Genomic DNA, 19080 nt, shown 5'->3' on the forward strand with positions numbered 1-19080 from the left:
GAATAGGAATAATAATAAAAGCTCAGCGGCGCTTGTCTTACTCGCGCAGACGCAGATGCGCGCCCTGGCATTTCATGAGAACAACCATGTCCATAACAGAACAACAACTCAATACGCGGGCCGGCTTCAAGCAGGAAATGCAGACGCGCCATATTGTCATGCTGGCCTTGGGCGGCGTGATCGGCACCGGGCTGTTCCTGACCTCCGGCTACACCGTCAACCAGGCAGGGCCGATGGGCGCGGTGATCGCCTATATCATCGGCGCGCTGATGGTCTACATGGTGATGATGTGCCTGGGTGAACTGGCGGTGCAGATGCCGGAAACCGGTTCGTTCAGCACCTACGCCACGCGCTTCCTCGGCCCCGGCACCGGCTACACCGTGGCGTGGCTGTATTGGCTGACGTGGACGGTGGCGATCGGTTCGGAATTCACCGCCGCCGGCATCCTCATGACCCGATGGTTTCCCGACACACCGGTGTGGATCTGGAGCGCACTGTTCGCGGGCTTGGTGTTTTTGACCAACGTGATTTCGGTGCGGCTGTTCGCCGAAACCGAGTTCTGGCTTTCGCTGATCAAAGTGCTGACCGTGGTGGTGTTCCTGCTGATCGGCGGTGGCGCGATTCTGGGCCTGTTGAACATCGACCAGGCCCACAGCATCGGCTTGAGTAACTTCACTCGTGAGGGACTTTTTCCTACCGGCTTCATGCCGATTGCGATGACGCTGTTGGCGGTGTCCTTCGCCTTCTCCGGCACTGAACTGATCGGCATCGCCGCCGGCGAAACCAAGGACCCGCAACGCAACGTGCCGCGCGCCATCCGCACCACGGTGCTGCGCCTGGCGGTGTTTTTCGTCGGGACAATTTTTGTCCTGGCGACGCTGCTGCCGCGCGAACAGGCCGGTCTGGTGGAGAGCCCGTTCGTCACCGTCTTCACCTACATCGGCATTCCGTATTCGGCCGACATCATGAACTTCGTGATCATCACCGCCTTGCTGTCGGCGGCCAACTCCGGTCTGTACGCCGCCTCGCGGATGCTCTGGACCCTCAGCGACCAAGGCCACCTGCCCAAGCAGTTCTCGTCCCTGACCCGCATGGGCACGCCGCTCAATGCGATTATCGTCAGCATGGCCGGTGGCGCGGCCTCGTTGCTCAGCAGCGTGTTTGCCGCCGACACCATCTACCTGGCGCTGGTGTCGATTTCCGGCCTGGCCGTGGTGGTGGTGTGGATGAGCATCGCCGCGAGCCAGATAGCGTTCCGTCGACACTTCGTCGCCAACGGCGGCGATGTGCGCGACCTGACGTTCCGCGTCCGTGGTTATCCGTGGGTGCCGCTGGGAGCGCTGGTCTGCTGCAGCCTGGCGTGCGTGGGCATTGCCTTCGACCCAGAGCAGCGGGTGGCGCTGTACTTCGGCTTGCCCTTCATCGCCTGGTGTTACTTCGTGTATTACATTACCCGCAAAGGCCGCCAGCGACGCTTGTCGGTCGCCCTTGCGGCACAACCGTCCGACGCGTTCTAGGCTCCGTCGGCGGGACGGGCAACCTGCTCGGTGCGTGGGGGTCAACGAGGTCCAGACCATGAAGCAAAAAACGCTGCCCCCCTTGAACTGGCTCCGGGCGTTCGAAGTGTCCGCCCGCTGCCTGAACTTCACCCACGCCGCCGACGAATTGTTTTTGACCCAAGGTGCGGTCAGCCAGCAGATCCGCCAACTGGAAAGTCACTTGGGCGTGGCGCTGTTCAAGCGGTTGCCCCGTGGCCTGGGCCTGACCGAAGAAGGCCAGGCCTTCCTGCCCGTGGTCCAGGACGCGATCACGCGATTGGCGGTGGGCACCAACGAGATCTTCGGCCAGCACAAACGCCGGCCGATCAAGGTGCGCGGCAGCCTGGCGTTTTTCGTGCATTGGCTGGCGCCGAAACTGGTGGATTTTCGCCAGGCTCATCCGCAGGTCGACATCCGCTACATCAGCAACATCTGGGTCAAGGAGCTGGACGGTGAGGACGACATGGAAATCCGCTGGGGCCACGGTCAATGGCCTGGCCTGGTGTCGCAGCGCCTGACCTGGGACAGCTTGTTCCCGGTGTGCGCGCCAGCCTTGATGACAACGCTGAAGGAACCGGCAGACGTGGCCAAGCATCCGCTGCTGCACGTGCTGGGCTACGAAGAAGGTTGGGGTTATTGGTTGAACAGGGTCGGCGCGGACTCGGTTGATTCCTCGACCGGCATGCAGTTCGACACGCTGGTCTGCACCTTGCGCATGGCCGAGCTGGGGCAGGGGATTGCCTTGGCGCGGTCGTCGATGGTCAGTGACTTGCTGGCGGACGGACGTCTGGTCGAACCCTTCGCCCAGCGCATCGAAGCCAGCGAATCGTTTTACCTGGTGCGCAGTTCCGGGGCCGAGCAACACCCGGACGCGGCGAAGTTTTCCACCTGGTTGGTGGAGCAGGCGCATCGTTTCAAATGAAGTGTTTACGGAGTTGACCATGCGCTATGTGAGTACCCGAAATTCCGCCGTGCAGGTCGATTTCGAAAAAGTCGTGCTGTCGGCCATCGCCGAGGACGGCGGGCTGTTCGTCCCCACCGAATTGCCGCAATTCGAACCCCAGGACATCGCCAATTGGTCCACTTTGTCCTATGACGAACTGGCCTATCGAGTGATGCGTCCGTTCGTGGGCGAGGCGATCCCGGAAGATGATTTCAAGCGTCTGCTCAAGGAGGCCGGCAGCCAGTTCAGCCATCGCTCCCTGGCGCCTTTGCATCAAGTCGATCGCAACGAATGGGTGCTGGAATTGTTCCACGGCCCGACCCGTTCCTCGAAGGATTTCGCCGCGCAATTGCAGGCGCGGCTGGTGCAATATTTTCTGCGCAAACGCGGACGCCGCGCCGTGGTGATTGGCGTCACCAATGGCGACACCGGCCTGGCCGCCATCGAAGCGTTCAAGCACTGCGACGAGACCGACGTGGTGGTGATTTATCCCGAGGCCGGCGTACCACAAGACCAGCTTCAAGATCTGCAAGCGACGGCCCATCCGCGGGTGCATCAAGTGGCCGTGGAGGGCAGTTTCGATGAGTGCCAGACCCTCGTCACGCAACTGTTCCGAGAGCATGAGGCGATCAGTTTCAACTCCAGCAACTGGGTCAGCGTCATGGCGCAGTTGGTGTTTTATTTCCACGCCGTGCTGCAACTGGGCGGCGGTCAACGGCCCATCGGTTTCAGCGTGCCGGCGGCGAGTTTCGCCGAAGTCTATGCCGGCTACATCGCGCAGAAGATGGGTTTGCCGATCACGCAAATGATCGTCGCCACCAACCAGAATGACGCGTTGCATCAGTTCTTTTTGAAGAATCATTACTCGCGACTGCGCGCCAGCAAGACCCTGTCGCCGGCCATGGATTTGTCGATTTTCTCCAACCTGGAACGGTTTCTCTGGGAGCTCTACGGGCACGATGACCAAGCGGTGAGCGCGCTGATGCACACCTTTGAAACCCGTGGCGAAATGAGCATCGCCAACGAGTTCTGGTTGCAGGCGCGGATGATCATCGACTCGTACGCGGTCAGTGATGAGCAGACGCTGGAGGAGATCACTTCGTTGTACCGCGACACCGGTTATGTCATCGATCCACACACCGCCACCGGCGTGCTCGCGGCCCGTTTGTACCGCCGCAGTCTGGTGGCGCCGATGGTGACCCTGGGCGAGATCTCACCTATTAAATCGGCGGTGTTGCTCGGTGAGCTGGGGATCCCCGTGGCGGCGCAACAGCGTCCGATGTCCGCGCATGGCCCGGCGCAGATCCATCGCATCCAGCCAGACGACCTCGGCGCTCTCCATCAACTGCTCGGCACCCTGTAGCCGGAGGCCCCATGAAGCGAATCCTCGACCCCCTCGACGAACGCATCATCGCCGAACTGCGCCTCAACGCCCGCGCCGCCCACGCGGAGCTGGCGGCCAAGGTCAACCTTTCGCGCAACGCCGTCCGCCAACGCATCGAACGCCTCGAACGCGACGGCGTGATCCAGGGCTACACCGTACGCACCGGCGAGGGCGCGCAAGCGTCGTCGAACATCAACGCGGTGATCTTCGTCTACCGCTACGACCGCATGCGCGGCGCCGAAGTACTGCAGGCCCTGCAAGCCATGCCCGAAGTGCTCCAGTGCGATGTGATGAGCGGCGAGTTTGATTTGATGCTGCGGGTGGCCGCGGCGAACCCGGAGCGAGTGCACAAGGTCTGGAAAGACATCTCGGCGCTGCCCGGCGTGGAAAACACCGTGACGTCGTTTGTGTTGTCGTCGGTGGTCTGAAGCCCGGTGATGCCGATCATTCCCACGCTCCGCGTGGGAATGCCGCCAGGGACGCTCCGCGTTCCGCTTCTGAGAGGTGACGCAGAGCGTCACGGGATACATGCCCACGCAGAGCGTGGGAACGATTGAATCCACACCCACCACTTCGCCCACCCCCTGGTCAAAACGCCCAAAAAATAGAGCAAATTGGCATATTTCACTGCCCACCCCGCACCCCTAATCTTGATCCAACAAACCTCATCACCCGGATCAAGGACATAACAAAAATGACTGAATACAAACTCGCGCTAGTCGGCTTCGGCGGTGTAAACCGGGCCTTGGCTCAGCTGATTGCCGAGCGCAATCAGCAGTGGAAAACCGAACTCGGCTTCACCCTGAAAATCGTCGGCGTGACGGACCTGTTCCTCGGTTCGGTGATGAACCGCCACGGCCTCGACGCCGCGTCGCTCACCCGACTGCCCGCCACCCAAGGCGCCATGGCGCAACTCCCCGGCGGCACCGTCGACGCCCTCAACGAAACCGTGATCAAAGACTGCGGCGCCGACATCATCGCCGAAGCCACCTTCACCAATCCGGTGGATGGCGAGCCCGCCACCTCGTTCTGCCGCTGGGCCCTGGAGCGCGGCAAACACGTGGTCACCACCAACAAAGGCCCCATCGCCCTGCACGGCGCCGAACTCAAGGCCCTGGCCCAACGCAACAACGTCGCCTTCGAATACGAAGGCTCGGTGATGAGCGGCACCCCCGTCATCCGCCTCGCCAAACAATCCCTGGCCGGCAGCGTCATCACCGGCTTCGAAGGCATCCTCAACGGCACCTCCAACTTCGTCCTCACCTGTATGGAAGGCGGCCTCGGGTTCGCCGAAGCCGTCAGCCAGGCCCAAGCCCTGGGCTACGCCGAAGCCGACCCAACGGCAGACGTCGCAGGCCATGACGTGCGCCTGAAAGTGGTGATCCTCGCCAACGAACTGCTCGATGCCAAACTCACCATCAACGACGTCACCTGCAGCGGCATCGCCTCCCTCAGCCTCGACGACATCGAAAAAGCCCGCCACGACAACGCCCGCTGGAAACTCATCGGCGCCGCCACCCGCCAGGCCGACGGCTCCATCAGCGCCAGCGTCGAACCGCGCCTGCTCAGCAACGACCACCCCCTGGCGAGCATCAGCGGCGCCACCAACGCCGTCTCCTTCACCAGCGAACTGCTCGGCGCCGTCACCGTCTCCGGTCCGGGCGCAGGCCGCACCGAAACCGCCTTCGCACTGCTGTCGGACATCATCCACATCCACCAATCGGCAACCCGCAAACAGGAGCACAACCAGTGAACGTATCGCGCCTGGCCCTGGCGGTCGTCGAGCCGCACATCGAAGTCCTCAACCCGTTTGACGGCAGCGTCGTCGGCACCGTCGCCGACGTGTGCGCCTCAGAAGTCCCCCGACTGCTCGAGACCGCACGCAGCGGCGCAAAAGCCTGCGCCGCACTGCCGCGCCATCGCCGCGCAAGCATCCTCGAACACGCCGCCCTCAACATCGAACGCGACGCCAAAGCCTTCGCCCGGCTGATCGTCGACGAAGCCGGCAAGACCCTCAAACAGGCGGAAAAAGAAGTCAAACGCTGCGTCAACACCCTCAAGCTCTCCGCCGAAGAAGCCAAGCGCAACGCCGGCGAAATCGTCCCGTTCGACGCCTACGAAGGCGCCGAGTCGCGCCAAGGCTGGTTCACCCGCGAACCCCTCGGGCTGATCGTCGCCATCACCCCCTACAACGACCCGCTCAACCTCGTCGCCCACAAACTCGGCCCGGCCATCGCCGGCGGCAACGCGGTTGTCCTCAAACCGTCCGAACTGGCGCCGTTGTCAGCCCTCAAACTCGTCTCCTACCTCGTCGCCGCCGGCCTCCCCGAAACCGTGGTCACCGTCGCCACCGGCGGCGCCGAACTCGGCAAAGCCCTGGTCGCCGCCCGCGACGTGCGCATGATCTCCTTCACCGGCGGCTTCGTCACCGGCGAACAAATCGCCCGCACCGCCGGCCTGAAAAAACTCGCCATGGACCTCGGCGGCAACGCCCCCGTCATCATCATGGGCGACTGCAACCTCGACGCCGCAGTCGAAAGCTGCGTCTCCGGCGCTTTCTGGGCTGCTGGGCAAAATTGCATTGGCACCCAACGGCTGCTCATTCATGCACCGATCTACGAAGCTTTTCGCGAACGCTTCGTCAACCAAGCCCAAGCGTTGGTGGTCGGCAACCCACTGCTCGCCAACACCGACATCGGCCCGATGATTACCCAACAGGCTGCGCAGGACGCTGAACAGGTGGTGAACGAAGCCCTGGAGCAAGGCGCCACGTTGCTCTGCGGCCATCGGCGTCAGGGCAATTGCTATGCGGCTACTGTCTTGGAAAATGTCGATCATTCCAGCCGGATTTGGTGCAACGAAGCGTTTGCGCCTGTGGTGGTGTTGCAGGTGTTCGAGACGTTTGACGAGGCGATTGCGTTGGCTAACGAGCCTGAGTACGCGCTGCATGCTGGGATTTTCACCAATGACCTCAGCACCGCGATGAGCGCTGCACGACGGATTGAGGCGGGGGGCGTGATGATTAATGACTCGTCGGATTTCCGGTTTGATGCGATGCCGTTTGGCGGGTCGAAGTATGGGAGTTTGGGCAGGGAAGGGGTGCGGTTTGCGTATGAGGAAATGACCCAGCCGAAGGTGGTTTGTTTGAATACGTTGGGGTGAGGGGTTAGTCAGTCCGAAGGAGTCGCTTTACCTGTCATGTCGCTAAAACACCGTTTTGACGACGCGTTTTGTTCTCATGTCGCCGGCAGCGACATGAGGAGGGAACGTGTCGCAGAAATCAAAAAACAGCGACACGTTGTGTCAGCCCTCATGTGTAAACGGGCTTGTTCACGAAGAGGCCAGCAAACCCAACCCGCAACCAAAATGATGTGCGCCTGAAGACACGTCGCTAAAACGCCATTTCGACAACACGTTCCGCCCTCATGTCGTCGTCAGCGACATGAGAGCAGAACGTGTCGCAAAAATCGAAAAACAGCGACACGTTATCCCCTCGTGTTTACACTGACGACACGAGAGGGTGCCGGATTGAACGCCCTTGCCCTTCAATCTAAAGGACCAGGATCGCCCCCATGACTGCAGCTCCTCACGTCTGGCAGGCCGATAAGCCGTATAACCAATTACCGCCTCTGCCTCCAGCAGCCGAACTGGAAACCCGTGCAGTACTCAAGCGCTGTATCGAGGCGCGCACGGCCTTGGCTGAGTTGAAGCAGGCAGCCGAACTGATACCCAACCAAACGGTACTGATCAACACCATTCCCTTGCTGGAAGCCAAGGACAGTTCCGAAATCGAAAGTATCGTCACCACCACGGACTTGCTCTTTCAGCATGCCCAAGAGAGTGACGGCCATGCCGATCCGGCGACGAAAGAAGCCCTGCGCTACCGCAAAGCCCTACACCACGGCTACCTATCGCTGGCCGAGCGCCCATTATCCACAGGCACTGCAGTCGAAATCTGCCGCACGCTCAAAGGCGTGAACATGGACATTCGACGCGTACCAGGCACTCAACTAGCCAACGACCGTACCGGCGAAATCATCTACACCCCACCGGACGGCGAAGATCATCTGCGTGATTTGCTCGCTAACCGGGAGCGCTTCCTGCACAACGAGACGGATCTGGACCCGCTGGTGCGTATGGCCGTCGGGCACTACCAGTTCGAAGCTATTCACCCGTTCACCGATGGCAATGGCCGTACCGGGCGGGTGCTTAATACGCTGTTCCTGATTCAGGAGGGGCTGCTGAATCTACCAATTCTCTATCTCAGCCGTTACATCATTGCCCACCGAGCCGACTACTACCGTCTCCTGCTCGACGTCACCCGCGAACAGGCATGGGAGCCCTGGTTGCTCTACATGCTTAGCGCCGTGGAAGAAACCGCCCGCTGGACCTGCGCCAAAATCGCCGCCATCCGCAGCCTGTCCGAACACACGACCCAATTCGTTCGTGAGCAACTGCCGAAAATCTATTCCCGTGAATTGGTGGATGTGATTTTCGAACAGCCGTACTGCCGCATCCATAACGTCGTCGAGAAACAAATTGCCGGGCGCCAGGCTGCCTCTCGCTACCTCAAAGATCTCGTTGACATCGGCGTTCTCCAGGAAGCGCAGGTCGGCAAGGAAAAGCTCTTTATCCACCCGAAACTGATGCAATTGTTGACTCGGGATAACAATGAGTTCAGGCCTTATGGCTGACCTGCTCAGTCGAATGCGGTTTGTTTGAATACGTTGGAAACGGGGTGTTTATTGGCGCGCTTGGAATCCAGAGGCGACTGACGTTTTCTTGCGCCATTGCCTACAACTACGCCAGAATCCGCCGGCTTGTGCGTTTTAGGGGCCGCGGGTAGCTTGAGTCTGTCACTGAGCATCAGTGATCGGGTTTCGCAGCCCGGACTCTATAGGCGCACAACGTCACCTTCGAAAGCAGATCGCCCATGTCTGTGATTTCGTCAGAGGTGGCTGTGCGTGGGAGACCCCTTGGGTCTGCCGGTCCCTAGAGTCCCGGTCTGCGAACCCGCGTACAGCTGCCACCCCAACTTCGTTTCGCAGCGAATGGTGGTAGCTCCAACAGACTCTAGGAGCTTTACCATGGCTAAAATTACACCAAACCCTCCGATTACAGACGAGCATGTGTCCCGCGTTCAGGCTGCTCGTAATAAAAAGCTTGATGAGGCTGCCGATCGGGCTTTGGATTTTTATCTAAAGCCTACGCCGAAGAAAGAAACGTCTGACAAGGCCGGCTCCATCTTTCGTATCGCACCTGATATTGATTCGGAGTGTCTGCTCGCCAGTCTCAGTGAAAACCTGGCTTCGGCCAATGCCATGATCAGTGATTTGGCGTTTGATCTGGATGGGTCGCGACGGCGTGTTGCGATGGGGATTTTGCAGGTGATTGAGGTGAGTGAGCTGTTGGCGAATCGGGCTTTGGATATTGTTGAGGTGAGGTAACAAGGGGGCGCGCTAACCCCGGGAATGAAAAAAGGTCTTGCATGGCAAGACCTTTTTTACATGGTGGCTTATAGCTTAGCCATCACTGCCGTATAGATCAACAGGGTCAGTCCAACACCCGTCAGTGAAATCCAGAAGCAGTTGGCAGCAGTTATTTTGGAGTTTTGCTGACCTAGCGGATCATTTTCCAGATGGTTAATTGCCGACTGAACCCGAAGTAGGCAAAACAGGTTAAAAAGCAACGTTGCTGCTGGAATTGCTGGATGAGCTCCTGGTGCGCTCGGCCAGAATGCGGCATAAATCCCGACAAACTCGGAAACTATAAGTGCAAATGCAAGTATGCGCGGGTGCCATTTGTAGCGCGTGTGAGAAATATATAGTTGTCGATCAATTTTCATGTGTAATGAATAAATAAATAGCACGCCCATGATGGTACGTATCAAGGGCAGCACTCTTGCATTGGTGGCGATCCTGTATGTTTTCCAGTTTTTGTACAGCCAGTAGGTGTAATAGTAGCCAAGGGTCAATAAAAACATAACGATGAATTTGTTTTTCGAGACAATGTAGAACCGAGGGGCGGCTAGCAGAGGCGTCACTTTGGTTATGGGGGTCGATTCTTCGGCAGGTGTCGTCATGAGTAAACTCTAAAAGGTTTGGCTGTAGTCATTCGATGGGGTGAGTATTTTAATGAGGTTGTGATACTCGGGGCGAATGGTAGCAAGGTCCTAAAACAAAAAGTTGTAGGATGGCTCCCAAGAGGGGATACGTATTGTCTGGGGTTGAAGCGGAACTTAGATGTAGGAAGTATTGCTGTAGGAATGTTCTGAGAATGCGCGGCTAAAGCGATGGACTCAAATTGTGCAAGAGGTACTTGCACAATTATCGGGAGTTATCCAAGCGGTGAGCACTGAGGTCGTGCAACAGCTTGCTGCACAATTGCCCAGACAAGAGAGGCGTTTTTGTATAAGAGAGCCCGGAAACACACTCAGATGTCCAACAACCTGTTGGACAATTGAACACGTCTGCGAGACATCAGTGGGGCCGATGACCGGCAAGCCGACTGGGTCAATCTTCCACGAAGTAATCGCTATCCAAGTGCTTCACTTCGTAAACCTGTTTGACGTTGCAGCCGAGATTGTTTTCGACCATCAGCCGCGCCAACTCCAACCCATCGATCAACACCACTTTGATATCCAGGCTCAAGGCGGCTTCACGGGCCCCGTTGGAGAAGTCCGAAGTGGTAATGAACACACCCTTGCGAGCGCGTTGGCGGGTGAGGGCGCCGATGAACTTATCGATTTCCGGGCGGTGTACGGTATTGGTCCAACGCTTGGCTTGCAGGTAGATGACGTCCAGGCCGAGCTTGTCCTCCTTGATGATGCCGTCGATGCCGTCGTCGTTGGTTTGTTGCGTCGCTCGACCTGCTTCCTTGCGTGAGCCACCGTAGCCCATGGCGATCATCAGATCGACTACCAGTTGCTCGAAAAAAGTTGGTGAAGCTGCACGCACGAGGGCCAGCAGTTCATCCGCCAATGACTGCGTCAGCGCCTGGTGTGCTGCGGCCAGTTGCTCGTCGGGAGTCGCTTGTTCGACCGGTTCGCTCTGCAAGGCTAACGCTGGGTCATCGGCGGGACTGGTCGTATGGAACGCGGCGAATTCCGGGTATTGCTTGAGCCACCTAACGGTAATACGTGCCGGCCCGCTGTTCAGCGCCTCTCGACCGCGTTCGGTGATTTGCACCAGTCCCTTTGCCGGAATGCTCAGCAGCCCCGCCTTATTCAGATAGGTGCGCGCCCAACCGACTCGATTGTTGATCACCGTTTGCTTGCCGGAAGGTAGGCGTTCGCTGCGCTCCTCCTCGCTGAGCTGAAACTCGTTGGCGATGCGCTCGCGAAGTTCGCTTAGGGCTAGCGGAGTATTGTCGGCGACGGTGGCCAGGATCGGTCGCATGACGCTCTGGAAATCTGGGATGGGCATAGATAACTTCCTGTTCAGTTGCCGGGGCGTATTAAAGCAGGTGCGGATCGAGGTTGTCGTGCGCTCAAACTGATGCATTGCGACCGCGTTTGTCCCTTCATGTGTATCTGCAGCACATTGGCGGAAATCGTTGAGGGCGTGCGCCAGTTCTCCATGGAAAGCCTTGGCCTGGATGGCTTTGGTGGCGTGTGAGACGAAAGGAACTGACTGCTTTGAGAAACAATGTGCTTGACCCTGCATCCTGAATAATGAGCCCGCGTTGTTTGAGCTGGGCACTCTGCAGAAGTGTCGTTGACGGGCTTACTGAAAAACTACCGGGCATAAAAAACCCGCTCAATTTGTGCTTGGCTGCCGGAGCAGCCATAGGCATGGCGGGTATGTTACGCGGGAGCTTATGTGCGGCTGCACCGTTTTACAAGCTATTTGGCACTGCGAGAATGAGCGCGGGTATTGTTTTGTCGGATGGTTTGAAAACCTGTGCACCCGCGTATGCGTAAAGGTAAGCGTCCTCTGTCCGACTTTTCAGGGAAAGACTTCTCTACTTGGTGGATCCTATAAATGCGCCCAGCTTGTCTAGGTCATGCGCCCAAAAAAGGGCGAGGCCACGTTGCTGAGCTTGCTCTAGGTTCATAACCTTGAATACACCTGAAAGCATAGCTGCCGGTACGACCTGTAAGGTACCAAACATCTTGAGCCAGTACTCAGCCTTTACCGCTGCGTCATTATTAAGTCGTTTGACACTGTTGGTTGCGCTATTTGACACCTTGCATTCGATAGCCATCAGGCGAGAGTCATGCAGGCGCACCACGACATCAGCTTTACGCTCACCTAGCAGGCACTCCGCGCAAAATTGCATTGGTTGCGGGCCTTTTACAATCGTTGTTATCGTCGCAGCCGTAACTTCAGTAAAGCCCTGGCTTCGTAGGTAATCCTTTACTTGAGTTTCCTGCCCATCTTTTCCGACAACTCTTCTTTCAGTGGCTATTCGCTGGGCTGCAAGAAGCACGGAGGATGCAAGTAGAGCGGCGTCACGCTCTTGGTCCGTGGGGGCGGTCCCCGCGTTAAGCCATGGGAAGCGATGGATGTCGATTACTCGTTCGATGACCTCAAAAAGTTTTCTGACGTCTTCGGGCTTTTTTTTCAGAACTCCAGGAGCAATCGAGTCCACGTCGGCGATTACCTGAAGATCATCGTCCGAAATTGGCGGACCAGCGAGATAGCGCAGCGTCTCACCCAGACCAGAACCGTAGGCGTCGGCTAGGTTTGCGTCTGTGATTCCGTCGGGATTCAGGTTGTTTAATTTTTGAAATAGTAACTCGAATTTATTGCGAGCATTTTGATAATGTGACTCCCAGGCTCCCGAAACAGATAATCGTTCTGTCCTGAACAATGATGCAGATACAGTGGCGTCCTCGGCTAGTTCCTCAGTTGTCCATCGAGCGGGTGAGCTGGTCATGCCGTTAAAAATTCCAGGCTGGGAACACGCAGACGTTCAATTTCCTTCGGCTCGAACTTAGTCAAGCCACCGGCATATGTTCTGCCACTTCCTGTGTTGATGTTCTCGTTAAGCCACTTAACCAGCCTAGGTAGAGCATGTGGGGCTAGGGTTTCACGAGGGTAAAGACCATGGGCTATGTTGATGTGTCTTGCAGCACAGGTGTTTAGTGTGAACTGAGGTGGCCGTCTAGCCATGTAGGTACAAAGAATGGGCGCTGGAGCTTTGAGGCCCACTGACCACCATGCTCTACGGTGCTGAGCTATGTAGCTCTGATCCGCGCCTTGATTTTTTGCCCACAATAAAAAGTCGTTGATACGCTGACGTTCTTCATGGCTGAAGTCATCAAGGTCTGGCGGTAAATCGATTACTCGACGCAAAACGTCAGAGGAGCTCAAATTTGCTCCTGCTTCAATCAAATCCCGGGCTTTAGTAACAGCAGGTAGCATCACGCGTTCAGGCAAGTCCCTCGCATGATCACCAGCAATCCAAATACTATTCGCCCCTGTTACCTGTCCTCTATGCACACGGAACAATTCGCCGAGCTCAATTTCACCAGCTTTCGTCGTCACCGATGGGCGAACTATGATTGACCAGCGAGCAGCGGCCTGCAGTTGTTCTCGGGGAACATCTGTCCCTTTGGTTAAGCCTTTGAGGCGGGTCAGTTCTGCTACAGAGTGAACTCGTATGGGTTTGCTAGTCTCGCCAACCTGAAAACAGGTTATAGCAGCAGTGGTTGCGGTCCCTGGGAAAGCCTCAATTGTTGGTTCAAGTACATGTAGAGCAATGCCTCCAAGCTCTTCCAATAGCAACTTGCGTAGCGCAGAACCGTAATTGACATCCATCCATTCCGCTGAGGTGATGAAAGCTCCTATGTCTCCTTTCTTGGCCAAGAGGCGTGTCTGCAAGAAGAAATGTACATGCAGTCCGGCCAAGGCACTTGCTTTAATACCTAATCCTGCGAAGCGGGAGGCGTACCATTCTTTCCAGTCAGTACTAATGTCGTGATGTCGGACGTAAGGGGGGTTGCCAATAAAAGCAGTCATACCCTTGCATCGAGGTAATTTGACCTCCCTATAATCTTTGACTAGAACGGTAGAACGGTCATCCCAGCCGCGCACGCTAAGATTTGCTCGCAGCATGAGCGCAGCCAAAGGGTCCATCTCAACGGCTATCAGTTGTGCGGCTGGGAACGCGGCGCCAGCCGCCAGAATGAATCGTCCAGATCCCGCTCCTGGGTCGACAATACGAGCCGGATCCCCGTGGCGTGAGAGCCAAGTCATCATCGAGCGTACAATTGGGTGGGGAGTGTATACCGCGCCAGTAGCACGACGCTCGAAGGGCGATCGAATGGCGGAGAAAGCTTCCCCAAGAGGATCGGCACCGCGCAAAATGGCTTTGCGGACGGTGTTGAGCTCAATCTTGGGTACACAGAGCTCAGATGCTTCTACTGTTTTTGCGAGTTTTTGTTCCGCCTTGGAAAGGCTGTCTTGCCCAGTTTGCAGTAGGGCGAGGCACATGGAGATCACGTCTCGTTCTGTCTGCATTGTCATTTCACTTTCGTTTTGGGTCTGAGAAGAGATAGCCTTGACCGCTGTGCTGTTTCTCGGCAAACGCGCGCATAAAATCCCGCAACACGTCTGCTGCTACACGATCTTGGGCGCGGCAGGCCTGCACGAAAGCTTCGCGCAAATCTCTCTCAACCCTAATTCGCATTCCGGAGTCTTTGATAGCCATGTAGCGAAGGGTAGCATGTGGATGTACAGATGTGTATCCAATTGTGGATTCAGAGCTAGCCTGTCGTTGCCTGCCACTTCTGAGATTTTTACCCGCAACGTTTTTTAGCTTGCTATGGTGTTGGCCGAGTTCACGCATTATGAAATGCATGCATTGATTGGCAAAAACATGCACTTGGCTCTCCCAACCAGCTGTGGGAACTGGTCAGAAAAGGCTCTGATATAGGCTTATAGCCTTTTCTTTCCGTGGATCCATAGAGGAAAAAGTGCTGTGGGTGCCTTCAATGGGTGAAAAAACTTTCCACCAGACATTAAAAAGCCGGCTTATGGCCGGCTTCTCGTTGACTGATTCAGCTCGTTTTTGACAAACCTTACCAGCCTTCAAAACGTACATCCGGCTCTTGCGGCCGGCTGTGGGACTTGGTCAGAAAGTGATCTGCCTTGTCGGTGCGAGGCGTGGGCTCGCAAATGTGGGGCGGAGGATACGCGGGTTTGCTTTGGAATCCCAGTGGTAAGTGGTGTGGAATCATTGGGTTAGGGTGATTTAGGGGGAAAGCAGGGGGCTGCTGCGCAGCCCAGCGGGGATAAATCCCCTCGCCACAAAAAGCTCCTGCCACAGCTCCTATTGCAGTTCCTGCCACGGTTTCTGCTCTTGGGTGGGTTAGTCGGACACCGGCGGTCTCTGTTTGTTGAGCGTTGACCACCAGAACACCCAGCCGATCACGTGGATGTGTTGCGCGTCGATCTGGTCCGCACTGAACACCTCATCAGGATACGCAGCGCTGTTATGGCTACGCAGGCGCAGTCGGTTGCCGGGGATTCTGTGGAGGTATTTGATCCGCAGCATTCCATCATGCTCAAGCGCATAAATCTGGCCGTCGACGATTTGCGTCAGGCCGCGGTCGATGGCGAGGGTGGAGCCGTCTTCGATGCGTTCGGCCATGCTGTCGCCGACCATGGTGGTGCAGATGGCGTCGCTGGGGTCGATTTCCAGGGACTCGAGATGGCTGCGGGGCAGGCGGATGGATTGGTCGGGGATTTCGGTGATGTGGGTTTTGCTTTCGCCGGGGGCGATGGGCACTTCCTTATAGAAAGGCAGTTCGATGTCCGTGGGTTCTTGAATGCTGTAGACGCCGTCGTTTTCGGCGGCTTCATAGGTGATGCCGGGGCCGAGGCCGAGCGGGGTTTGTGGGCCTTCGCCGGTGGCGAGCCATTGCGGGCTGACGGTCAGCAGGCCGGCGATGCTGTAGATGCGTCCCGGTGGAATGCCACGGTTGAACCAGTTGTTCACGTGCTGCGATTTCACGCCGTACAACTTCGCGAAGTCGGCGGATCGGATGTTGGCTTCTTTGAGAAGGGCTCTGAAGCGATCGCCACTGGAAAGTATTTTCATAAACGGAAAGTTTAGAGACGACCGTGCGTTCGGCAATAAACATGTCGTGCAAATTTATAAGATGATCTTTCCGTTTGCAGGAATCGAAACTGGCGCGTTAAACGCATTTAAACGTTGCTAATACGAAGTTGTATTAACTTCCCTGAAAGCATAAAAAAACCCCGGTACGAGCCGGGGTTCTTTCTTAGTTCGGTCTTAGCCTTTGTAGGCGGCAACCGACTGGGTGATCGCTTCGCGGGCGGCGTCTGCACCGGCCCAGCCTTCGATCTTGACCCACTTGCCTTTTTCGAGATCTTTGTAGTTCGCGAAGAAGTGCTCGATCTGCTGGATCAGCAGTGGCGGCAGGTCGGTGTATTCCTTCACGTCGACGTACAGTTGCGACAGTTTGTCGTGCGGTACGGCGATGACTTTGGAATCGCCGCCGCCGTCGTCGGTCATGTTCAGGATGCCGACCGGACGGGCGCGGATGACCGAGCCTGGGGCGACTGGGTAAGGGGTCACGACCAGCACGTCGAGGGGGTCGCCGTCGTCGGCCAGGGTGTTGGGGATGTAACCGTAGTTGGCCGGGTAGAACATCGGGGTGGCCATGAAACGGTCAACGAACAGGCAATCGCTGTCTTTGTCGATTTCGTATTTGATCGGGGCGTGGTTGGCCGGGATTTCGATCGCGACGTAGATGTCGTTCGGCAGGTCTTTGCCAGCCGGAATCTTGCTGTAGCTCATTGGGCGGTGCCCCCGTTAGTTGACCAAATGACTGGTCGGATTGACCAAAAAGTGGCGGCGATTATAGGCATATTCGACCGCTGATGCCACGTTACCAGGGTCGTAGAGACCTTAGTATGACGCCTGATAGACCGGATCTTCGGCCTGAAGTTGCCGCAGCCGGGCCAATGGGTCCTGGCGGTAGAACGCTTTGAGCTGTTCATACACCGCCGGATAGGCCTGGTGCAGCAGGTCCGGGGCGCTGAAGAAGTATTCGCTGGTGACGGCAAAGAACTCCGCCGGGTTTTCCGCCGCGTAGGGATCGATGGCGGTTTCGGCGTCGGGGTTCTGGTCGAGTTGGCGGTTGAGGTCGTCGAAGGCGTGTTGCATGGCCTCGGCCCAGTCGCCGACGCGCATGTCGGCGTGCAGCGGTGGCAGGCCGTTGGCGTCGCCGTTGAGCATGTCGAGTTTGTGCGCCAGTTCGTGGATCACCAGGTTGTAGCCTTCCCAGCCGCCGCTGGCGAGCACGCCGTCCCAGGCCAGGATGATCGGGCCTTGGGGCCAGGCTTCGCCGCTGTGTTCGCCGTCCCACTCGTGTTCGATGCCGCTGGCGTCGCGGTAGCGCTGGGGGCTGAGGAAGTCGTCGGGGTAGAGGACGATTTCGTGGAAGCCCTGGTACCAATTCAATTCGCCCAGGTGCATCAGCGGCAATTGGGCCTGGGCGGCGAGCAGCAGGCGTTGTTCCTGGTGCAGCTCGACGCCGGGCAGGGCGGTGAGGTGCTTGTCGTGCAGGAACAGTACGCAGGCCTCACGCAGCCATTGGTCTTCTACAACGCTGATGCCGTCGAGAAAGCTCAACTGATGACGCACCCGCTGCCAGGTTTCTTCGGTAATGGGGTGTTTGGCGAGGGTGCGTCGGCGGCGCCAGTTGCTTAGCGACCACATGGGCGATCAGCGGGTTTCGGCGTTCGAGCCGCGCTGGCTCATTTTGCTGCGCACCAGGCCGATGATCATCGGCAGCAGCGACAGCAGGATGATGCCGACCACCAACAGCGACAGGTTTTGCTTGATGAAGGGCACGTTGCCGAAGAAGTAGCCGAGGGTCACCAGGCCGCCGACCCAGAGGACGGTGCCGAGGACGCTGAAGCCGAAGAAGCGCAGGTAGTTCATTTTGCCGACGCCGGCGACGAAGGGGGCGAAGGTGCGGATGATCGGCAGGAAGCGCGCCAGGGTCACGGTTTTGCCGCCGTGCTTGGCGTAGAAGTCGTGGGTTTGTTGCAGGTAGTCGCGGCGGAAGATTTTAGAGTTGGGGTTGCTGAACAGTTTTTCGCCGGCGGTGCGGCCGATGATGTAGTTGGTGCTGTCGCCGAGGATGGCTGCGAGCATCAACAGGCCGCCCAGCAGGACCGGGTCCATGGCGCCACCGGCGGCTACGGCGCCAGCGATGAACAGCAACGAATCGCCCGGCAGGAACGGCATGACCACCAGGCCGGTTTCACAGAAGATCACCAGAAACAGGATGGCGTAGACCCATGTCCCGTAGTTGGTCACCAGCAGGTCGAGATAGACGTCGAGATGCAGAATGAGGTCGAGGGGGTTGAAGTCCATGCGTAACACCTTGGTGGCGGCCCGGCTCGGCGGGCTGGTGGGTCTGGCTTTGAGTATGACTACAGCGTGTGTAGCTTTTTCTTACAAGCCGGGAAGAGCGGCATTATACGGCGGGGCGGGGGAAGTGCGGGGTGAGTTTGTAGCTGGGGATTTCTGGGGGAGGGGCTGGATGAGGCCTGACTCGGATCGCTTTTGTGGCGAGGGAGCTTGCTCCCGCTGGACCGCGAAGCGGTCCCAAGGCAGCCAACTTGGGCAGCCTGGTGTACCGGGTGCTCAGGTTTTGGGGCTGCTGCGCGGTCCAGCGGGAGCAAGCTCCCTCGCCACAGGGGTTCACTCAGCCACAGAGGTTCACCCAGCCATAGCGCTCAAAGCCCTTCGCTGATCGGCAGCACGTAGTTCTTGAACTCGGTGTCTTCCTTGAAGCCGATCGATTCGTAGGTTTTCTGCGCGACGTCGTTGTTGCTGCTGGTGGAGACGCGCATGCGGACGGCGTTGGTTTCCTTGGCCATTTTTTTCGCGGTGCGGATCAGGTTGTCGGCGACGAGTTGGCGGCGGGCGTCTTCGGCGACGTAGATGTCGTTGAGGATCCACACGCGCTTGAGCGATAGCGACGAGTAGCTTGGGTAGAGCTGGCAGAATCCCAGCAATCGGCTGTCGTCGTCATCCGGCAGGGCCAGGTAGATGACCGATTCCTTGCGGCGCAGGCGTTTTTCCAGGAACGCCCGGGACGAGTCCGGGTAGGGCAGCGAGCCGTAGAATTCCCGGTATTTGACGAACAATGGGGTCAGCAGGTCCAGGTGTTCCAGCGTCGCTTGGATAATCCGCATGGTAGGTCTCGTCTGCAAAGGTCGACATCA

The 19080-nt window shown here is 57.8% G+C and carries 17 protein-coding genes; 8 read left to right on the forward strand and 9 right to left on the reverse strand.

Annotated features, from left to right (window positions below):
* Nucleotides 1-86 precede the first annotated feature (86 nt).
* The 8 genes from HU742_RS02715 (at nucleotide 87) to HU742_RS02750 (ending at nucleotide 9312) form a co-directional block, all read left to right on the forward strand.
* On the forward strand, nucleotides 87-1517 hold the full coding sequence (locus HU742_RS02715) for an amino acid permease (RefSeq protein WP_186641401.1): 1431 nt from the start codon (nucleotides 87-89) through the stop codon (nucleotides 1515-1517).
* A 58-nt stretch (nucleotides 1518-1575) separates the two neighbouring features.
* A complete protein-coding gene (locus tag HU742_RS02720) occupies nucleotides 1576-2460 on the forward strand; it encodes a LysR substrate-binding domain-containing protein (RefSeq protein ID WP_186645343.1) in 885 nt (294 codons plus the stop codon).
* A gap of 19 nt (nucleotides 2461-2479) precedes the next feature.
* On the forward strand, nucleotides 2480-3844 hold the full coding sequence (thrC, locus tag HU742_RS02725) for a threonine synthase (protein ID WP_186645341.1): 1365 nt from the start codon (nucleotides 2480-2482) through the stop codon (nucleotides 3842-3844).
* 11 nt (nucleotides 3845-3855) lie between these two features.
* A complete protein-coding gene (locus HU742_RS02730; RefSeq protein ID WP_186645338.1) occupies nucleotides 3856-4293 on the forward strand; it encodes an Lrp/AsnC family transcriptional regulator in 438 nt (145 codons plus the stop codon).
* 266 nt (nucleotides 4294-4559) lie between these two features.
* Nucleotides 4560-5618 carry a homoserine dehydrogenase gene (locus tag HU742_RS02735; protein WP_186645336.1) on the forward strand — a complete coding sequence of 353 codons (1059 nt, stop codon included), beginning with the start codon at nucleotides 4560-4562 and terminating at the stop codon, nucleotides 5616-5618.
* On the forward strand, nucleotides 5615-7027 hold the full coding sequence (locus HU742_RS02740) for an aldehyde dehydrogenase family protein (protein WP_186645334.1): 1413 nt from the start codon (nucleotides 5615-5617) through the stop codon (nucleotides 7025-7027). Before HU742_RS02735 ends, HU742_RS02740 begins: the two co-directional genes overlap by 4 nt.
* A gap of 410 nt (nucleotides 7028-7437) precedes the next feature.
* Entirely contained in the window at nucleotides 7438-8559 is a 1122-nt protein-coding gene (fic, locus tag HU742_RS02745; protein ID WP_186645332.1) for a protein adenylyltransferase Fic, read from the forward strand.
* A 393-nt stretch (nucleotides 8560-8952) separates the two neighbouring features.
* Nucleotides 8953-9312: a DUF6124 family protein gene (locus tag HU742_RS02750; protein ID WP_186645330.1), complete on the forward strand. Its 360-nt coding sequence runs from the start codon at nucleotides 8953-8955 to the stop codon at nucleotides 9310-9312.
* 68 nt (nucleotides 9313-9380) lie between these two features.
* Here HU742_RS02750 and HU742_RS02755 read toward each other — a convergent pair whose 3' ends face one another.
* The 9 genes from HU742_RS02755 to HU742_RS02795 form a co-directional block, all read right to left on the reverse strand.
* Nucleotides 9381-9947, reverse strand: coding sequence for a hypothetical protein (locus HU742_RS02755; RefSeq protein ID WP_186645328.1), 567 nt, complete (start codon nucleotides 9945-9947; stop codon nucleotides 9381-9383).
* Between the two features lie 430 nt (nucleotides 9948-10377).
* Nucleotides 10378-11289, reverse strand: a complete 912-nt coding sequence (locus HU742_RS02760) for a restriction endonuclease (protein WP_186645326.1) — start codon at nucleotides 11287-11289, stop codon at nucleotides 10378-10380.
* A gap of 538 nt (nucleotides 11290-11827) precedes the next feature.
* Nucleotides 11828-12745: a XamI family restriction endonuclease gene (locus tag HU742_RS02765; RefSeq protein WP_186645324.1), complete on the reverse strand. Its 918-nt coding sequence runs from the start codon at nucleotides 12743-12745 to the stop codon at nucleotides 11828-11830.
* Nucleotides 12742-14337, reverse strand: a complete 1596-nt coding sequence (locus HU742_RS02770; RefSeq protein ID WP_186645322.1) for an Eco57I restriction-modification methylase domain-containing protein — start codon at nucleotides 14335-14337, stop codon at nucleotides 12742-12744. Before HU742_RS02770 ends, HU742_RS02765 begins: the two co-directional genes overlap by 4 nt.
* A gap of 844 nt (nucleotides 14338-15181) precedes the next feature.
* Nucleotides 15182-15913, reverse strand: coding sequence for a LexA family transcriptional regulator (locus HU742_RS02775; RefSeq protein ID WP_186645320.1), 732 nt, complete (start codon nucleotides 15911-15913; stop codon nucleotides 15182-15184).
* A 195-nt stretch (nucleotides 15914-16108) separates the two neighbouring features.
* Nucleotides 16109-16636 carry an inorganic diphosphatase gene (gene ppa / locus HU742_RS02780; protein ID WP_186641429.1) on the reverse strand — a complete coding sequence of 176 codons (528 nt, stop codon included), beginning with the start codon at nucleotides 16634-16636 and terminating at the stop codon, nucleotides 16109-16111.
* Nucleotides 16637-16747: 111 nt separating this feature from the next.
* Nucleotides 16748-17560, reverse strand: coding sequence for a M90 family metallopeptidase (locus HU742_RS02785; RefSeq protein WP_186645318.1), 813 nt, complete (start codon nucleotides 17558-17560; stop codon nucleotides 16748-16750).
* A gap of 6 nt (nucleotides 17561-17566) precedes the next feature.
* Nucleotides 17567-18223 (reverse strand): DedA family protein, encoded by a 657-nt coding sequence (locus HU742_RS02790; RefSeq protein WP_186645316.1) that lies wholly within the window; start codon nucleotides 18221-18223, stop codon nucleotides 17567-17569.
* A gap of 365 nt (nucleotides 18224-18588) precedes the next feature.
* A complete protein-coding gene (locus tag HU742_RS02795; protein WP_186641436.1) occupies nucleotides 18589-19050 on the reverse strand; it encodes a GNAT family N-acetyltransferase in 462 nt (153 codons plus the stop codon).
* Nucleotides 19051-19080: the final 30 nt, after the last annotated feature.

The sequence above is a fragment of the Pseudomonas marvdashtae genome (assembly GCF_014268655.2).
In the GTDB taxonomy this organism is placed as follows: domain Bacteria; phylum Pseudomonadota; class Gammaproteobacteria; order Pseudomonadales; family Pseudomonadaceae; genus Aquipseudomonas; species Aquipseudomonas marvdashtae.